Origin of the sequence: Bacillus sp. JJ1127 (genome assembly GCF_036965845.1) — a bacterium.
Lineage (GTDB): Bacteria > Bacillota > Bacilli > Bacillales > Bacillaceae_G > Bacillus_A.
Map to the genome: position 1 here is coordinate 34,733 of NZ_JBALQK010000101.1, position 15,092 is coordinate 49,824.

Consider the following 15,092-nt stretch of genomic DNA (forward strand, 5'->3'; position numbering starts at 1 on the left):
TTTTCAAGATTTTTTCCGCTTCTTTACAGCAATTAAAAAAGCAAGGAACAAAGCATTTACTAAGACTAACAAAGATATAAACACCCAATTTATCCCTGTTTGTTCTCCAACTTTATACACATTCGCTTCTTCCCGTTTCAATACAAGATAATACTTACCATCCTCTTCTCTTATAATTTCATCTTCCAACAGCCCTCTTAATTCCTGGTTCTCTCCAATACTACTAGCTGAAAGTGCAACCTTCTGCGTCTCTTTTGTATTATTTATCGCAACGAGCGTTACTTCATCTTTATATGTTCTTTTCAGTACGCTCATCCCATTTTTATCGTACAACAAGTCAAATGTACCACGACGTAAAGATGGCAGCTTTTGCCTTAATTCTCCTAATTTCGTTACATACTGCAAAAACTTTTCATCTGTCTTAAAATCCATTAAGCGGCGATTATCAGGTGTCTCCCCGCCATCAAGCGCAATCTCTGTTCCGTAATACACAATCGGCACCCCTGGAGATGTGTATAAGTAAGCAAGTGCTAACTTCAAACGTGCTGGTGGATAGTAGGCATTTTCTTTTGCAATACGCACAAATCGCTTTGTTTCTTGATTATCTACAAATGTACCTCTTATTTCATCCCCCTCTATTAAACTTGCATCATACAACGGTTTAATAGAGATACCAGGTTCCGAGAACACATCTGTGATTTGCTTATAATGCTTATTATGTATACCTTCTGCTTCATTCGTCATCACGAGAAAGTCTTTTTTTATTTCTTGTACATTTTGTTTTACCTCATTCAGCGAAGCACAGGGCAGTTCCTCACTATGTATAAGATAGCTGCCATCTAAGTTTACTTCTTTTATCCACCACTTCATCGAATCAATCATTTGTTGCGGTTCTTCTCCAACAACAAATTGAAATATTACTTTCATTTCCCTTTTATGAGCTTCTTGTACAAGCTGTTTCACATCTTGCAGTGAGCCAAAATGTTCATTTACTTTTCGCTGGTCACCTATACCAGTTCCATCATATGTTTTGCTTTCAAAAAGAGGCGAAAGCATAACAGCGGTAAATCCCATCCCCTTTATATAATCAAGCCTCTTAATAATTCCCTGTATATCGCCCCCTTGATACACCTCTAAATTTCCCACATCAAGTTGTTTATCATTTTTCGCATCTCCATTATTAAAACGATCAATCATGATAGAATAAATCACTTCATCTTGCCATTCCCTTTCCTCTTCCGCAAAGGTATGTATAGGCACTAAAAAAACGACTACCAGACAAAAACAAATACACACTCCCCTATTCCATATCTTCTTCACACAGATCCCCCAACTTTTTTCTAATTATAAGAATAGTATATCAATTTCCCGGAGCAACCGTATATATCCTCCATTTATTTACTTACACCATATTCACAGTTAACAATTATCATCTTTCATTCTTAAAAATAACTCATGTTAGATTTCATTACATAAAAATTAAAATTTTCTAAAAATTACATTGATTTCTTTCCTGTTTTTGAATATGATATGAAAAATAACACTAGTTGTAATATTTTATAACATCACAGGAGGGAAAAAGAATGAATATGGGAGATACGGTTTTTATATTTTTAGCAACGGTAATGGTGATGATTATGACACCAGGCCTGGCACTGTTTTACGGTGGAATGGTTCGCAGTAAAAACGTACTGAGCACAACGATGCATAGTTATAGCGCAATGGCGATTGTTTCCGTCCAATGGATCTTCATCGGCTATTCTTTATCATTCGGACCCGATTGGAACGGGATCATCGGTACACTTGATTGGTTTGGTCTACAAGGCGTAACTTACGCACCAAATCCGGATTACTCCGCTACTATTCCTCACAATTTATTTATGATGTTTCAACTCATGTTTGCAATCTTAACTCCCGCTTTAATTTCAGGTGCATTTGCTGAAAGAATGCGATTTTCCGCTTTTCTTATTTTCATTCTTCTTTGGACGACGATTGTTTATAACCCTGTTGCACACTGGGTATGGGGCGTTGGTGGCTGGCTGAGAGAGCTCGGCGCATTAGATTTCGCTGGCGGTAATGTCGTTCATATTACGTCCGGAGTTGCCGGTCTTGTATTAGCAATTTTCCTTGGAAAACGAAAAGACATAAGAGGTTCATCTCCTCATCACCTTCCCTTTACCATTTTAGGCGCTGGCTTACTATGGTTTGGATGGTTTGGGTTTAACGTCGGCAGTGCCCTTTCACTAAACACTGTAGCCTTAACTGCGTTTATTAATACAAATACAGCAGCCGCAGCTTCTGCCTTAACTTGGATCTTGACTGAGTGGTTCTTCCAATCCAAACCGACCGTCATGGGAGCAGCTTGCGGTGCAGTATCAGGTCTTGTCGCGATTACACCCGCTTGCGGATTTGTCACTCCATTCTCCGCCCTTCTCATCGGGGCTATCGGCGGGGTATTATGCTTCGGAGCTGTCTTCTTTTTAAAACATAAACTTGGATATGACGATGCCCTTGACGCATTTGGATGTCATGGTATCGGCGGAACATGGGGCGGTATTGCAACCGGACTCTTTGCAACAACTTCCGTAAATAGCGATGGAGCCAATGGATTATTTTACGGAAACGCTGTACTCCTCTTCAAACAACTCGTAGCAATCGGTGCAACATATACCTTCACAATCATCATGACGTACGCAATTATTAAAGTTATCAACTTCTTTCTTCCCGTCCGCGTACATGAGCATGAAGAAGAAATAGGACTGGATATTTCCATGCACGGGGAGAAAGCTTATGAGCATACGGAAAGGTCAGCAAACTAAAACTTATGAACATACGGAAAAGGCGTACTTTACTTAAAAATAGAGTACACCTTTTCCCTATATTCAAAACAATATATATAACGCGAATATTCCAAACTATTGGTATATAAATATCATTATCTTTTTATTCATTTATCTATATAAACATCTTATTTTTTCAATAGTAAATTTAAAACAATTTGCACAGCGACAGCATCATCTAAATAACCGATGGGAAAAACATAATCTGGAATCACATCGACTGCTAAAATAAAATATATAAGTGCACTTCCCATCAAAGCAAGTTCCCCACGGGTCCCCTTCTTCTTAATAAATTTCTCATACAAATCCTTCAAATCACTAATAAACGGCCCGATACCACTTACCTTCTGAATCTTCTCTTCAAATCCCTTTAAAATTGTTCCTTTTCCCTCTTCTGTTTGTGAATATTGTTCATAATTAGCCAATTGCTGCTTGACATTAGCTATACTAAACTTTTGATCATATAGCTGGGAAGACTCGAGTAAATGTTGAATGTTGTCAATGGATACGTGAATATCAGATTGTTTCTCCTGTTTTGTTTCAATCGAATAACCTGCCGCTACAAATAAATCAGTGATAGGAATGCCAAGACAGTCCGCAAATTTTTGTAAGTGTTTTGGATTTGCTTTTCGCTTACCATTTATGATCATTGAAATCGTAGCAGTATCAATTCCAGTAAGCGTACTAAGTTTTCGCATCGACAAAGACTGTTCCTTCAGCAATTCTTTTAACAACAAGCCAAGATTACTTTTTTCAGTTCCTTCAGACATATTCGATTCTCCTTTATTCATGAGAATTATCATAGTTGTCAAACGAGAGATAACTACAACCTATATACACTCAATATTAACAAATTCTATTATCTAGTTACAAGGTAGGTATTTATATTTAATAGTAATGTTCCAAATTGCCCTAAAGTAAACTTACCAATACGAACATGAGCTATTTTTCTTCCTAAAGCAACTCCACCCCAAACTGTTATGAAACTACCAATCGCCGCCGCAACGCATACCGCTATCGGGTTCAAACCAAATAAACCAGCCCCTAATCCATTCGTTAATGCATTAGCCGAAAGACCAACTCCAAGAAAAATAGATTCTACAAATCCAATCTCCCCAGATTTACCTATATTTTTCGTTAGGCCATTTATTTCCGTTGAAGCTACTTCATTTTCAGCTCCTTCAACAGCAATTTGTTGCTTATTCGTTGAGTTTTTATTGAGAATTTATTTTGTTTTTTTGCAAATCACAAACTAAGACACGCACTTTTACAGAAATGTTTTAATATACTAAAAGAAAATCTACAAGGAGTGAGTTTTATGAGTTTATTCCACTGGAAATACATCATAATCAATCATCTTACCTCGAATTTCCGAACTCTTTTATTAAATATAGTTGTCGCAATTTTAGGCGAAATAGTACTATTTCTTCTTCTAACTTTTACACCAAAAAGATTTCATAAATTTTTTGTTTAACGTACCCGATTATAAAAAAATTCTGTCTAAATAAGATGATTTTTCAACACAATCTACTCAACAAGGAGGCATTGTACTTTTAATCGTTTATCTTATATATTATTATGTTGCAGTATTATATACATATACGAATTTAATCTTACACATATCAATCACCGGATTTCTTTTTGTTCACGCTCAATATGATAAGAAACATTACTTCTTTTTCATATATCGCAACATATCGACCTACCTGCAAAATTCGGCATACATGCGTACAAAAAAGACGACCGTAATCAGTCGTCTTTTCTTATTGAGAATAAAAGAGAATTGGAATTGTAATTATTTCGCAGGATTTCCTACATACGCTGAAATATCAACGTTTAATGCTTCCGCTAAACGCATACCATACTCACGGTCTGCACGGAAGAAATTACAGATTGCAAGTAATTTTGTTTGTTCATGTACATCTTTTAAGTCGTTTGTTAAGTTGGCAATTAAGTTATCTTGTTCTTCTTTAGAGTATGAACGGTAACGTTCACCAGCTTGCTGGAAGTCGTTTGGTTTATCAATTTTTTCACGAGATACATAGCCTTCAAGCTTCATAGTTGAATCACGGTAAACAGAATCTTCAACTGGATTTTCAGCGTGACGACTTGGCTCGTAGTTAATTGTTGACGGGTTTTGATTGATTTGCATTGCACCATCACGTTGTTGATTACGAACAGCTGCATATGGGCAGTTTACAGGGATTTGTAAGTAGTTCGCACCAAGACGGTAACGCTGTGTATCCGGGTAAGAGAATAAACGACCTTGTAATAACTTATCTTCAGACGGTTCAACGCCAGGTACAGTCGCACTAGGAGAGAACGCCGCTTGTTCTACTTCCGCAAAGAAGTTTTGCGGATTACGATTTAACGTCATTGTCCCTACTTCCATTAACGGAGAACGATCTTCCGGCCATACTTTTGTTGGATCTAATGGATCGAAGTCTAAAGAATCCATTTCATCTAATTGCATAATTTGTACGTGTAAATCCCACTTCGGATAGTTTCCGTTTGCAATTGCATCGAATAGGTCACGAGTTGCATGGTTAAAATCTTTTCCTTGTACTTGTTCTGCTTCTTTCGCACTTAAGTTACGCACACCTTGCTGTGGTTTCCAATGATATTTAATATAAACGATTTCACCTTCAGCATTAATCCATTTGAATGTATGAACACCGAATCCTTCCATTTGACGGTAGTTTGCAGGCGTACCGTAATCCGAGAATACCCACGTCAGCATGTGTGTAGACTCTGGGGATAGTGTCATGAAATCCCAGTAACGATCTGGTGTTTGAATATTTGTATCCGGTGCTGGTTTTAACGAGTGCACCATATCAGGGAATTTAATTGCATCACGAATGAAGAAAACAGGTAAATGGTTACCTACGATATCATAGTTTCCTTCTTCTGTATAAAACTTAACAGCGAAACCACGTGGATCACGAGCTGTTTCTGGAGAACCTTGACCATGAATAACTGTTGAGAAACGAACGAATACAGGCGTTTCTGTTCCTTCATTTTGTAAAAACGCTGCTTTTGTATATTTCTTCATGCTATTTTTCGTTACGAAAACACCATGAGCACCTGCACCACGTGCATGTACAACACGCTCTGGAATACGTTCGCGATCAAAATGAGCAAGTTTTTCTACTAAATGATAATCTTCCAATAATACCGGTCCACGGCGACCAGCTGTACGAGAATTTTGGTTGTCTCCTACTGGAGCACCTTGGTTTGTTGTTAAGCGATTATTTGGATTCATCAAGTGGGACCTCCTAATTTTTAACAATAATAATTACTTATTTAAAATCATTATAATTTGATTATTATTTAAATTTACTTTTTTGTCAATCATTTTATTCGCTTTTTTGGAAACAATTTCTGCTAAACAATCAATAAATGATTCCTCTGCATTTGGCATAGCCGGTCTGAAATATGCTGCACCTAATTCATCTGTCACAGCTTTGCATTCATAATCGTTGTCATACAGCACTTCTAAATGCTCGGCCACAAACCCAACCGGGCAATACATGAAATATTCATAACCATACTTTTCATACAAATCTCTCGTTAAATCTTGCACATCTGGTCCAATCCATGGATCTGGTGTATTTCCAGCACTTTGCCAGCCTATTGTATAATTTTGAATCCTTGCTGCCTCAGCAATTAAATCTGCCGTATGCTGCAGTTGCTCCACATAAGGATCACCAGCAGCAATAATTTTCTCAGGTAAACTATGCGCAGAAAAAATGACAACCATTTTCTCTTGATCTGTAATTCTAGTAAATGTTTCTTTTATTTTTTCTGCCCAGTAATCAATAAATTTCGGTTCATCATACCACTGTTCAATCGGTTCGATAACAGGACCATTTATTTTTTTAGACATACGCATTGCACGCTCATTGTATGCTTTAATACTAAAAGTCGAATAGTGAGGCGCTAACACAATACTAATTGCTTCCTCAATCCCATCTCGTTTCATTTCTTCTACCGCATCTTCAATAAACGGCGCGATATGCTTTAAACCTAAATAACAAACAAATTCATAATTGGAAAAACGTCTATTCAGTTCCTCCGTTAATTTATTAGCTTGCTTCTTTGTAATTTGTGCAAGCGGTGAAATACCACCAATTGCTTTATAACGTCCAATTAAATCATCAAGTGCTTCTCGAGACGGCTTACGTCCGTGACGAATATGTGTATAATACGCTTCTACATCCTCTAGTGACTCAGGCGTCCCATACGCCATCACAAGTAAACCTATCTTCTTCTTTATCATCTATATAACACCTCAGTTTCATAAATGAGAACCTTTTTCAACAATAATTGTTCTCAAGTATACCAATTAATAATCAATACGTCAAAATAATAATTCTAAATAAGTATTATTTATAATATGATTTTGAATTTTATTTGACAATTTATTTAAATTTCGCCGTATCATAAGTCGCTCCCACTCATACAGAATAATAAAAAGCGGCTCACAATGATTGTAAGCCGCTTTTTATTATTCTTTAATGTTCACCCCATACTCCTTAAACCAAACATGAATCTGTGCCAAATGCGCCAATAGTTGTGGTCCCGTCATCAGCTGGCCAAACCACGGTGTTTGAAAGGCACTCCCTCCTGATTGGATTAACCCTTGCAATTGTTCTCTATCAAATAATTCATGTAAAATGGAATGTCTGTCTGTTAATAAATCCTCTAGCCAAACAGTTACTACTTTTGTGTAATGCGGATTATGCGTTTTCGGATACGGACTTTTCTTTCGATATAATATATCATTCGGCAATATACCTTCTAACGCTTTACGTAATAGACCTTTTTCGCGATTTTCATACATTTTCATTTCCCAAGGAATATTCCACGCATATTCGACAAGGCGATGATCCGCGAATGGAACACGTACTTCCAAACTCGCTCCCATGCTCATCCGATCTTTTCTGTCTAATAATGTCGCCATAAACCAAGTCATATTTAAATAAAACAATTGTCGTCTTTTTGCTTCAACCATACTTTCTCCTTCTAAAACCGGCACTTCCTGTATTGACTCTTCATAACGCCGCTGTACATATTCTTGCAGCTTTAATTTATTACGCCACTCTTTTTTTAGAAGTTGTTCACGTTCCTTTGTCGATCTCATCCATGGAAACGCACTTGATTGCAAATCATCTTCTCGGTAAAACCACGGATATCCTCCGAAAATTTCATCCGCACATTCTCCTGACAAACCAACAACAAAATCATGTTTGATTTCCTTGCAAAACCATAATAATGAAGAATCAATATCTGCCATACCAGGCAAATCACGCACAAGTACCGCTTCTGTTAAATACTCTGCTAGTTGCTCATTGGAAATGACACAGCGATGATGAATCGTTTGAAACGTATCGGTCATTAAATCAATAAAAGGCGCATCTGAATTCGGCTGAAAAGCATTCGCCTTAAAATATTTTTCATTCTCTTCATAGTCAATGGAATACGTGTGCAACTTCTCTTTCCCTTCTCGCTCATATGCCCTTGCCGCAAATGCCGTAATAGCACTTGAATCCACGCCTCCTGACAGAAATGTACATAATGGTACATCTGAAACGAGTTGCCGTGTAATCGCATCTTGCAACAGAAAACGTGTTTTTTCTACTGTTTCTTCAAATGAATGCTCATGCTTTTTACTCTCCACATTCCAATAGCGCCATATAGATAAACCATCTTTCGAAAATGTTAGAACGTGCCCTGGACGGAGCTCTTGAATTTCTGCATATATACCATGACCAGGCGTTCTTGAAGGCCCTAGTCCAAATATTTCTGAAAGTCCTTCTGTTGTAACTTCTGCCTTTACATCCGGATGCGCTAAGATCGCTTTTAATTCTGAGCCAAACAGCACTCTTCCTTTATCATATTTATAAAATAGTGGTTTTACTCCTAACCGATCCCTTGCAATAAATAGTTGTTCTTTTTCCTCATCCCATACCGCAAATGCGTATATCCCATTTAAATGCTGGACGCACTCTTCTTTCCATTCTACATAAGACGCCAATAATACTTCCGTATCAGAGTGTCCTTTAAATGTATATCCTCTTTGCAGTAATTCTTTACGAATATCTTCTGTGTTATATAGCTCACCGTTGTAACAAATCGTATAACTTGATTCTTCCTTCAGACAAGTCATCGGCTGTTTTCCACCTTCGGGATCCACAACAATTAATCGTTTATGTCCAAAAGCAACATGCCTTCTTATCCAGATATTCGTATCATCTGGTCCTCGCTTTGCAAGTGTTTCAGCCATTTTCATGACCGTCTCTCTCTCCTGTTCTAACGAGCGTTTAAAATCAATCCATCCTGTAATCCCGCACATATCAATCATCCTTCCTATCTTTATCCGTATAACTTTACCCCTTATTAACGTGCAGTAACTCCCGTTCAAAATCCAAATAACTCTAGAGGGAACAGGGACAATCGCACGTAAAAGCCCGATTGGTGAAACGTGTTCTTATTCTATGCCCAACTTTCTTTAGGTGTTCCGTAGTTATAAAGAACGCCTGAACTGTCCATAACAGGAATAACTACTTCTACAAAAGGAGAAATCATAAATGAAACAACGCAAACATATTTTGTATAATCAACCACGCGCTCATACAATTGGTAACGTGGAATATATAAACAATGAATGGATTTTTTTTGATGATGAAAATGACGAAGCATTTTTGTTAGAAGATGTCATTGAAGATGGATTTGAAATTTCATATAACAATAATTGGCTACCAGCTCGCTTCTACGAGCAAAACATATTACAAGTTGCAAATGAACACCATCCATTACAAAATGGTGAGATAATACGAATTCGTAAAAAATTACTACTCAGTTATCATGAATGGTTAGAAGAACTGTCTGATTCCACTTTCTCTTTATTCGCTGATGCACTACAATCACTTCATTACTCTTTATATGATTGTGTGTATTGTCATAACTTCTTATCATTCCAAGCAAAGGGAGAGCCTTGCGAAGGTGTAAATATTCTTTTATTTGATAACGAAGAAATGGTATGCGCGCTGCACCATCATTATGTCCGCTTTTCCTCATGCAACAAAAATATTTTTCAATTTACAAAAACAAACGGCGAGCAACTCCATGTAGATGCTACATGAAATAAAAAAAACATCCTATTCTCCTTTATAGAAGAATAGGATGTTTTTATTTTACGCAAATGGTGCAAACCCCAGTGGTAATCGTAATCCAATATATAATACAACGACAAACGCGATAATAAATTGAACCCAGAATGCTCCTGTTTGCTTCTTCTTACTTGTTTTTACAAGAATCATTTCCATTGCAGCAATAACCCAAACACCGACTAACATTTTTAGGCCGTACCACATGTGCATGTTACCTGTTGCTGTTTTCATAATACTTTGGTATAACAAGAAACCAGTTACAATAATGATGATATACACAAGACGAAGCCCCATATGTACACCTTTACCTTTTCTCCCTGCCGTATACATAGAGTACGTCACGAAGAATAAAATAAGTCCCAATGCCCACGCTGTAATATGCATATGTGTTGTCATGGTACCTCTCCCTCCTTTTTTCACACTTTTTCACTTTATATGATAACATGTTCATTTCTTTTTTAGGAAATGTTTCGCTTTTTCCAACTTAAATGATATAATATTTAGAGTATTTACAAACTTCTTGTAATAACAAAAGGGGGAACAATCATGATTCAAACAAAAGACATTATCGAACTAACAGACACATACGGTGCAAATAACTACCATCCACTTCCAATCGTAATTTCTAAAGCGGAAGGTGTTTGGGTAGAAGATCCTGAAGGAAATCGCTATATGGACTTACTGAGTGCATATTCTGCGGTAAACCAAGGTCACCGTCACCCTAAAATTATTAACGCTTTAATTGAACAAGCAAACCGTGTTACGTTAACTTCTCGTGCCTTCCATAGCGATCAATTAGGTCCTTGGTACGAAAAAGTAGCGAAATTAACTCATAAAGATATGGTACTTCCAATGAATACAGGTGCGGAAGCTGTTGAAACCGCTATCAAAACAGCACGCCGCTGGGCATATGATGTGAAAAAAGTAGAAGAAAATAGAGCTGAAATTATCGTTTGTGAGGATAACTTCCACGGCCGTACAATGGGCGCTGTTTCTATGTCATCTAGCGAAGATTATAAACGCGGTTTTGGCCCAATGCTTCCTGGTATTATTGTAATCCCTTACGGTGATTTAGAAGCATTAAAAGCTGCTATTACACCAAATACAGCAGCATTCATTTTAGAGCCAATTCAAGGGGAAGCTGGCATTAACATTCCACCAGCTGGTTTCTTACAAGAAGCATATGATGTATGTAAGAAAGAAAATGTTTTATTTGTAGCTGATGAAATCCAAACTGGTTTAGGTCGTACTGGTAAATTATTTGCATGTGATTGGGATAACGTAATTCCTGACATGTACATACTTGGTAAAGCATTAGGCGGCGGCGTATTCCCAATCTCTTGTGTTGCAGCAAACCGAGATATTTTAGGAGTATTCGAACCAGGTTCTCACGGTTCTACATTTGGTGGTAATCCACTTGCATGTGCTGTTTCTATCGCAGCTCTTGACGTATTATTAGACGAAAAATTAACAGAACGTTCTCTTCAATTAGGAGAAAAGTTAGTAGGACAATTAAAAGAAATCAATAATCCAATGATTACAGAAATTCGTGGTAAAGGGCTATTTATCGGAATTGAATTAAACGAGCCAGCTCGTCCGTACTGTGAAAAGCTAAAAGAAGCAGGCCTGTTATGTAAGGAAACACACGAAAATGTAATACGTATCGCGCCACCTCTTGTTATTTCTGAAGAAGATTTAGAGTGGGCATTCCAAAAAATTAAAGCTGTATTATCCTAACATAAACAAGCTGCCTTCAAAAGGCAGCTTGTTCTATGAAATATTTTATAAACCTCATTCCACATGTTTAAAATACTATTTCACTATATTTCGGAGCGTTCCAATATGCTGTACTGTTACCGTAATCTCATCACCAGCGTGCAGAAACTTCGGCGGTTTAAAGCCTTTTCCAACACCAGCTGGTGTCCCTGTTGCAATAATGTCCCCTGGCTCTAGGGTCATCCCCTTACTTAGGGTAGAAATAATATCTTCTATAGAAAAGATCATATTTGCAGTATTTGAAATTTGCCTAATTTCTCCGTTCACCCTTGTTTCAATATTTAATTGATTCGGGGTTTCCATTGATGTCTTATGAACTAAATACGGACCCATTGGACAAAATGTATCGAAACTTTTTCCTAAGAAAAATTGTTTATGCTTCCTTTGAATATCTCGCGCAGTTATATCATTTATAACTGTATAACCAAAAATATGGTCAAACGCTTTCTCTTTCGGAATTTGTTTCCCTCGTTTTCCAATGACAACCGCTAGTTCACCTTCATAATCTAGTTCATTCGTTGCATGCGGATGACTGTTAATTTTCTCACCATCCCCAACGACAGTTGTTGGCGCCTTTGTAAAAATCATGATATCTTTCGGAATAGACTCCTCTCCACCCATTTCTATCGCATGATCACGATAGTTTTTTCCAACGCAAAGAATATTCTTTCTGGGTCTTGGAATAGGTGCCAATATTTTGACTTCTGTTAACGGATAATAAGCCGTTGTTTTATTTTCGTTTGCCCAATTTACAATTTCATTTACTTTTTCAATAAAGGCATTCCCTTTCTCAATACATTCTAGCATTGTAATTGGAATTGTAATCTTTTCACCTTTTTGCCGCTGTGCTTCCCTTATATGCAACACCGTTTGTTCATTCTCATCCACAACACCAATAAACACTTTCTCATCTTTCTTCACTGTCACTAACCGCAATATTTCCACTCTCCATCCTAAAACTCATACAATGTAATTGTATTCGCATTACCGAGAAAAAAACCTTCTAATACATTGTAATTTTTACAGTATTTTTTACCTTTTGTGTTTGTTCTCTATTTATTTGTAAAATAAATTGTAGAATTTTTGCTTTTTTTATCGAAGCCATTTCTTTTTTATGGAATTTTTGTATAATATGTACTACACATATATACTATACTAAAAAATCTATAAAGAGATGGAGCCGATTCTATGTTCGAGCAAGTAATTGAAAAAAAACGCAAAAAAATGATCTATTTTGCTAAACGTTATGGAATAACTTCTCAAAAAACAGTGCATTGTAGCCAAGAACTGGACAGGCTCTTAAATATTGTTTGGCTTATGCAAGGAGATTTCCACACCGCTTATACTATGAACAAACACACACAATGAAATGTGCATCTTTTATTTAAAAAAAGACACATTTTATTGAAAACGCCCATACAATAATAGAAACGAAGACCTATATTTCCTCCCTATTCTTATTGTATAGAATATATATGTTCTATGATTCACCGTTGATAACAAAATAAAATTTTATTTATGAAAGGTGTTTTCTATGCCAGCGATGGTTGGACATATTCGTATCGTCAATATTGGATCGAGTGGGATTTTTCATATTGGAGATGTATTTGCAATTAGACCGATTAGTTATTCTCGCGCTTTTGCAGGAGCTGGTTCTTTTAATGTTGGAGATAATATTTCTGTATACAACTATCAAAGTTCAACAACTGTCAATGATTCAGACGTAGTCGATCAAGCTATAATCGGTTCTAACTAGAGGAGGCGATTACACTGTGAACTTTTATGTACAGCAAAGTATTATCATTAACAAAATTAAAATAGAAAATATTACAACATCTTCTGTTTTTCAAATTGGAACAGCAGGAAGTATTAAAGCACTATCTAAGTTTTCAAACACTGGTGGATTCACAGCACCCCTTCGCCCTCTTACAGCAAAAGGACAAATTATTTCGATTAAGCCAACATCTGGTTCTTCTTAAGCTCTCCTTATCATAAAAATATATATATCAGCATACACCCTCCCTATCGAAAAGGAGGTTTCATTCAGTGAATCAAGATATATACACTTACTTACACCAATTCCAACAAGTTCTTCAACAACAACAAGAAACAATCCGCGCTTTAGAAGATCAAGTACGTATATTAAAAGAAGAGCTTGCTGAACTAAAAAGCCGCCCCTCCTCTTCTATAGGAAGAGTCGAATACAAATTCGACCAACTAAAAGTTGAAAATTTAAATGGTACGTTAAATATCGGCTTAAATCCATTCGCAACGAAAGGACAACAAATTGAAGATTTTCAAGTAGATACAGAAACATTACATGTCAATCCAGAGACAGCGCCAGAAACAGCTCCCGATTTTTATCAAGGCATCATTCAAGAGATGCACCGCTATTTAGATGAAGAGGCATATAACCGGATTCTTCATTTTGAAAGAGAAGAAAGAACACCACTTGATGATATGTATCGACAAATGATGATTGATGACATAAAAAAACAAATGGAGCATCGACTTCCTTATTATTTATCACAAGTACAGCCTTATGATGACATTACATCTAATCCGCAGTATTTACAAGATGTAATTATTCAAGCAATGAAGCAAGATATTGATAAAGCATTCCTTGCCTTTATTCAACACATACCAGGTAACTTCCGAAAGGAGTAAGTATGTATGAATTTAAACGTTATAAATCGTGAAATAAAAGTTGGGCAGATTAAAGCGAATGGAGTCTCCTCCTCCGCACTTGTATTAATTGGTGATGCCAACCTTCTTATTCTTTCTGCTATTCTCGATACACCATTTGAATCTGTCGTCCAAGGGGCATTTGTACCCCTTGTAACGTCTCTTCCCACTGGCTGAGGCTAAGTTATGTTCCGTCATATTTCAGTTGTCCACAATGTTTCCATCATTTCTATGGGGATTAGCAGCGTAGTTCAAGTTGGTGATGCAAATCAAATAGATATAAAAAGCAGAATACTTACTGTTCATCGAGAATTTCCTTATTATTTAAAAGATGAAGGGCCTTTAGAGGCTTTTGAAATCTTTACAGATGAAGACATTACAATCCCAAAACGATCGACTGATGTCAAGTTGAATATTGTAAATGAATGCCCCTTTATTGAAGTAGATGATATTCTCATACGCTCTCTTTTAAATTCAGGTTACGTTCAAATTGGCTCTGTCGACTATGGATTTAACAATTCTCGTATTATGCAAATCCGCCAATACATTACAAATGACCCTTCTTTAGAGTAACTCATATATTATATACATCATATAAACCCTCTCTTTTTAGGTGGGA

The 15,092-nt window shown here is 36.7% G+C and carries 16 protein-coding genes and 1 pseudogene; 9 read left to right on the plus strand and 8 right to left on the minus strand.

Annotated elements, in window-relative coordinates:
• Nucleotides 1–3: 3 nt before the first annotated feature.
• A complete protein-coding gene (locus tag V7183_RS11515; RefSeq protein WP_335359592.1) occupies nt 4–1,320 on the minus strand; it encodes an alpha-amylase family glycosyl hydrolase in 1,317 nt (438 codons plus the stop codon).
• Between the two features lie 263 nt (nt 1,321–1,583).
• Between V7183_RS11515 and V7183_RS11520 the strand changes: the two genes are divergently transcribed.
• Nucleotides 1,584–2,819, plus strand: a complete 1,236-nt coding sequence (locus V7183_RS11520) for an ammonium transporter (protein WP_097897579.1) — start codon at nt 1,584–1,586, stop codon at nt 2,817–2,819.
• A 149-nt stretch (nt 2,820–2,968) separates the two neighbouring features.
• Here the strand turns inward: V7183_RS11520 and V7183_RS11525 are convergent, their stop codons facing one another.
• The 5 genes and pseudogenes from V7183_RS11525 to asnB all read right to left on the minus strand — a co-directional run bounded on the left by V7183_RS11525 (nt 2,969) and on the right by asnB (nt 9,195).
• On the minus strand, nt 2,969–3,610 hold the full coding sequence (locus V7183_RS11525; RefSeq protein WP_335359593.1) for a helix-turn-helix domain-containing protein: 642 nt from the start codon (nt 3,608–3,610) through the stop codon (nt 2,969–2,971).
• An 89-nt stretch (nt 3,611–3,699) separates the two neighbouring features.
• Nucleotides 3,700–4,017 (minus strand): annotated as a pseudogene (locus V7183_RS11530) (manganese efflux pump); the annotation flags it as partial.
• A gap of 618 nt (nt 4,018–4,635) precedes the next feature.
• Nucleotides 4,636–6,102: a catalase gene (locus V7183_RS11535; protein ID WP_335359594.1), complete on the minus strand. Its 1,467-nt coding sequence runs from the start codon at nt 6,100–6,102 to the stop codon at nt 4,636–4,638.
• A gap of 33 nt (nt 6,103–6,135) precedes the next feature.
• Nucleotides 6,136–7,119 carry a ferrochelatase gene (gene hemH, locus V7183_RS11540; RefSeq protein ID WP_335359595.1) on the minus strand — a complete coding sequence of 328 codons (984 nt, stop codon included), beginning with the start codon at nt 7,117–7,119 and terminating at the stop codon, nt 6,136–6,138.
• Between the two features lie 228 nt (nt 7,120–7,347).
• A complete protein-coding gene (gene asnB, locus V7183_RS11545; RefSeq protein WP_335359596.1) occupies nt 7,348–9,195 on the minus strand; it encodes an asparagine synthase (glutamine-hydrolyzing) in 1,848 nt (615 codons plus the stop codon).
• A gap of 235 nt (nt 9,196–9,430) precedes the next feature.
• Here asnB and V7183_RS11550 point away from each other — a divergent pair, with 235 nt between their 5' ends.
• Nucleotides 9,431–9,985 carry a DUF2777 domain-containing protein gene (locus V7183_RS11550; RefSeq protein ID WP_335359597.1) on the plus strand — a complete coding sequence of 185 codons (555 nt, stop codon included), beginning with the start codon at nt 9,431–9,433 and terminating at the stop codon, nt 9,983–9,985.
• 51 nt (nt 9,986–10,036) lie between these two features.
• On the opposite strand, the gene V7183_RS11555 is transcribed toward V7183_RS11550, so the two are convergent.
• Nucleotides 10,037–10,408: a YisL family protein gene (locus V7183_RS11555; protein ID WP_097897585.1), complete on the minus strand. Its 372-nt coding sequence runs from the start codon at nt 10,406–10,408 to the stop codon at nt 10,037–10,039.
• Between the two features lie 150 nt (nt 10,409–10,558).
• Here V7183_RS11555 and rocD point away from each other — a divergent pair, with 150 nt between their 5' ends.
• Nucleotides 10,559–11,749 (plus strand): ornithine aminotransferase, encoded by a 1,191-nt coding sequence (rocD, locus tag V7183_RS11560; protein WP_097897586.1) that lies wholly within the window; start codon nt 10,559–10,561, stop codon nt 11,747–11,749.
• A 75-nt stretch (nt 11,750–11,824) separates the two neighbouring features.
• On the opposite strand, the gene V7183_RS11565 is transcribed toward rocD, so the two are convergent.
• Nucleotides 11,825–12,727 carry a fumarylacetoacetate hydrolase family protein gene (locus tag V7183_RS11565; protein ID WP_335359603.1) on the minus strand — a complete coding sequence of 301 codons (903 nt, stop codon included), beginning with the start codon at nt 12,725–12,727 and terminating at the stop codon, nt 11,825–11,827.
• A 249-nt stretch (nt 12,728–12,976) separates the two neighbouring features.
• Here V7183_RS11565 and V7183_RS11570 point away from each other — a divergent pair, with 249 nt between their 5' ends.
• The 6 genes from V7183_RS11570 (at nt 12,977) to V7183_RS11595 (ending at nt 15,046) form a co-directional block, all read left to right on the plus strand.
• A complete protein-coding gene (locus tag V7183_RS11570) occupies nt 12,977–13,156 on the plus strand; it encodes an aspartyl-phosphate phosphatase Spo0E family protein (RefSeq protein ID WP_335359598.1) in 180 nt (59 codons plus the stop codon).
• A 166-nt stretch (nt 13,157–13,322) separates the two neighbouring features.
• Complete coding sequence (gene gerPA, locus V7183_RS11575; RefSeq protein ID WP_335359599.1) at nt 13,323–13,544, plus strand: spore germination protein GerPA; 222 nt, start codon at nt 13,323–13,325, stop codon at nt 13,542–13,544.
• A gap of 16 nt (nt 13,545–13,560) precedes the next feature.
• Entirely contained in the window at nt 13,561–13,767 is a 207-nt protein-coding gene (locus V7183_RS11580; RefSeq protein ID WP_097897590.1) for a spore germination protein GerPB, read from the plus strand.
• Between the two features lie 67 nt (nt 13,768–13,834).
• Entirely contained in the window at nt 13,835–14,455 is a 621-nt protein-coding gene (locus tag V7183_RS11585; protein ID WP_335359600.1) for a spore germination protein GerPC, read from the plus strand.
• Between the two features lie 6 nt (nt 14,456–14,461).
• Nucleotides 14,462–14,650, plus strand: a complete 189-nt coding sequence (locus V7183_RS11590) for a spore gernimation protein GerPD (protein ID WP_335359601.1) — start codon at nt 14,462–14,464, stop codon at nt 14,648–14,650.
• A gap of 9 nt (nt 14,651–14,659) precedes the next feature.
• Entirely contained in the window at nt 14,660–15,046 is a 387-nt protein-coding gene (locus tag V7183_RS11595) for a spore germination protein GerPE (RefSeq protein ID WP_335359602.1), read from the plus strand.
• Nucleotides 15,047–15,092: the final 46 nt, after the last annotated feature.

Bases quoted from the DNA above. Each gene is read 5' to 3' on its own strand.
- V7183_RS11555 (WP_097897585.1), bottom strand. From the start codon at position 10,408: ATGACAACACATATGCATATTACAGCGTGGGCATTGGGACTTATTTTA.
- V7183_RS11535 (WP_335359594.1), bottom strand. From the start codon at position 6,102: ATGAATCCAAATAATCGCTTAACAACAAACCAAGGTGCTCCAGTAGGA.
- V7183_RS11595 (WP_335359602.1), top strand. From the start codon at position 14,660: ATGTTCCGTCATATTTCAGTTGTCCACAATGTTTCCATCATTTCTATG.
- V7183_RS11525 (WP_335359593.1), bottom strand. From the start codon at position 3,610: ATGTCTGAAGGAACTGAAAAAAGTAATCTTGGCTTGTTGTTAAAAGAA.
- V7183_RS11550 (WP_335359597.1), top strand. From the start codon at position 9,431: ATGAAACAACGCAAACATATTTTGTATAATCAACCACGCGCTCATACA.
- V7183_RS11520 (WP_097897579.1), top strand. From the start codon at position 1,584: ATGAATATGGGAGATACGGTTTTTATATTTTTAGCAACGGTAATGGTG.
- asnB (WP_335359596.1), bottom strand. From the start codon at position 9,195: ATGTGCGGGATTACAGGATGGATTGATTTTAAACGCTCGTTAGAACAG.
- gerPA (WP_335359599.1), top strand. From the start codon at position 13,323: ATGCCAGCGATGGTTGGACATATTCGTATCGTCAATATTGGATCGAGT.
- V7183_RS11590 (WP_335359601.1), top strand. From the start codon at position 14,462: ATGAATTTAAACGTTATAAATCGTGAAATAAAAGTTGGGCAGATTAAA.
- V7183_RS11570 (WP_335359598.1), top strand. From the start codon at position 12,977: ATGTTCGAGCAAGTAATTGAAAAAAAACGCAAAAAAATGATCTATTTT.
- rocD (WP_097897586.1), top strand. From the start codon at position 10,559: ATGATTCAAACAAAAGACATTATCGAACTAACAGACACATACGGTGCA.
- hemH (WP_335359595.1), bottom strand. From the start codon at position 7,119: ATGATAAAGAAGAAGATAGGTTTACTTGTGATGGCGTATGGGACGCCT.